The sequence below is a fragment of the Alcanivorax sp. HI0083 genome (assembly GCF_001635175.1).
In genome coordinates this window covers 1-1,844 of the sequence record NZ_LWFX01001372.1, presented here as the reverse complement: position 1 = coordinate 1,844, position 1,844 = coordinate 1, and the positions used below count along the sequence as shown (strand labels likewise).

At 61.4% G+C, this 1,844-nt stretch carries 1 protein-coding gene and 1 pseudogene; both read left to right on the top strand.

Annotated features, from left to right (window positions below):
- Positions 1-189: pseudogene (locus A3754_RS27995) on the top strand (type II/IV secretion system protein); the annotation flags it as partial.
- 97 nt (positions 190-286) lie between these two features.
- Positions 287-1,844: bifunctional [glutamate--ammonia ligase]-adenylyl-L-tyrosine phosphorylase/[glutamate--ammonia-ligase] adenylyltransferase (glnE, locus tag A3754_RS20705; RefSeq protein WP_082904813.1), on the top strand; the 1,558-nt coding region annotated here is incomplete at its 3' end.

Here is a 1,844-nt window from a genome sequence, read left to right as displayed (position 1 = left end):
ATGCCGCTACGTACCACCCTGAAAAACCACATCACCCGGGGGGCAGATCTGGAAACGATCACTCGTGCATCGCTGAAGTCGGGCATGAAGCCCTTGCGTATCAGCGGTGCCATGAAGGTGGCCAAAGGGCTGACCACCATTGAAGAGGTCATGCGGGTGACGCCATCCCAGGATATTCTGTTGGGGTGAATGCACGCCGGAGGCGTGACGCCGAAAACCCGAGCCTTTGTCTGGCGTCAGGCGTTTTGCTTGTAGCTTTCCCTTCGCCGTACGACAATAGCCGCCCATGAATGAACCCCAATATCACTCCCTGCCGGATGAACTGTCGGTGCTGGTCAGCCAGCACTGGCAGCACTTTGTCGAATCCGGCCACCGTATTCCTGACGACCTGTTGACTGACTTGCCCCGTGTATGGGCGGGCTCTGACTACGTGGCGGCCCAGTTTCAGCGCGATCCGGGGCTGGGGGAGTGGCTGCTGGCCAGTGACCTGAGCCAGGCGCTGGCGGCGGCGTCCCTGAAAGAGGAAATCCGCGCCTTGCTGGCGCAATGCGACAGCGAGGATGACCTCAAGCGGGCGCTGCGCCGTCTGCGCCATCGCCATATGGTGCGCATTGTCTGGCGGGATCTGGCCCGGATCGGCGATTACCACAGTGCCGTGGCGGACCTGTCGTTGCTGGCGGATACCCTTATCGACGAGGCGCTGTCGGTGCTCTACGGCTGGGCCTGTGAGCGCAGTGGTACACCGCTGGGCCCGGACGGTAACCCGGTCAGGTTGGTGGTGCTGGCCATGGGCAAGCTGGGGGCCCATGAACTGAACCTGTCTTCCGACATCGACCTGATCTTTGCCTATGAGCACGAGGGCGAAATTGAAGGCGAACGCCGCGCCCTGACCCACCATCAGTTCTTTGTGCGCCTGGGCCAGCAGCTGATCAAGGCGCTGGATCAGACCACCGCTGACGGTTTTGTGTTCCGAGTGGATATGCGCCTGCGCCCCTGGGGCAAGAGTGGTGTGCTGGCCATTGGCTTTGATGCCATGGAGGGTTACTACGAGACCCAGGGTCGCGAATGGGAGCGCTATGCGCTGATCAAGATGCGTCCCATGGCTGGCGACCTGCAGGCCGGTAATCGCCTGATCAAGCGCCTGAATCCCTTCGTCTATCGCCGCTATATCGATTACGGCGCCTTCCAGTCCCTACGGGAAATGAAGTCCCTGATCGAGCGGGAAGTGAATCGCAAGGGCATGCAGGCCGATGTGAAGCTGGGCGCCGGTGGCATTCGTGAAGTGGAATTTATTGTGCAGGCTTTCCAGTTGATCCGGGGTGGCCAGCTGCCGGCCCTGCGTGAGCCAAACCTGATCAAGGTGCTGCCGCAACTGGTGGCGCTTGAGTTGCTGCCCGAGGATGTGGCCGACGAGCTCACCGAAGCCTACCTGTTCCTGCGGGATGTGGAGCATCGCTTGCAGGCGGTGGCGGATAAGCAGACCCAGCGCCTGCCGGATGACGAACTGGGCTGGCAGCGACTGACGTTTGCCATGGGCTTTTCCGCCCGGGCCGCCTTTGAGCGCAAGCTGCGCCGCTACCGGGAAAGTGTGCGTCATCATTTCAGCCAGGTGATCGCTGACCCGGAACAGGAAACCGATGCCGCCCAGGGGGCGGACCAGGAATTACTGGATTTGTGGTTGGGCCAGCTGGATGACGACGCTGCTGCGGCCCAGCTCAATGCCATTGGCGTTCAGGACGCAGAAGCCGTCTACGGCAGGTTGAGTGATTTTCGCGACAGCCGGGCGGTGGAGAATATGCAAGCCATCAGCCGTGAACGGCTGGACCGGTTGATGCCTTTGATGC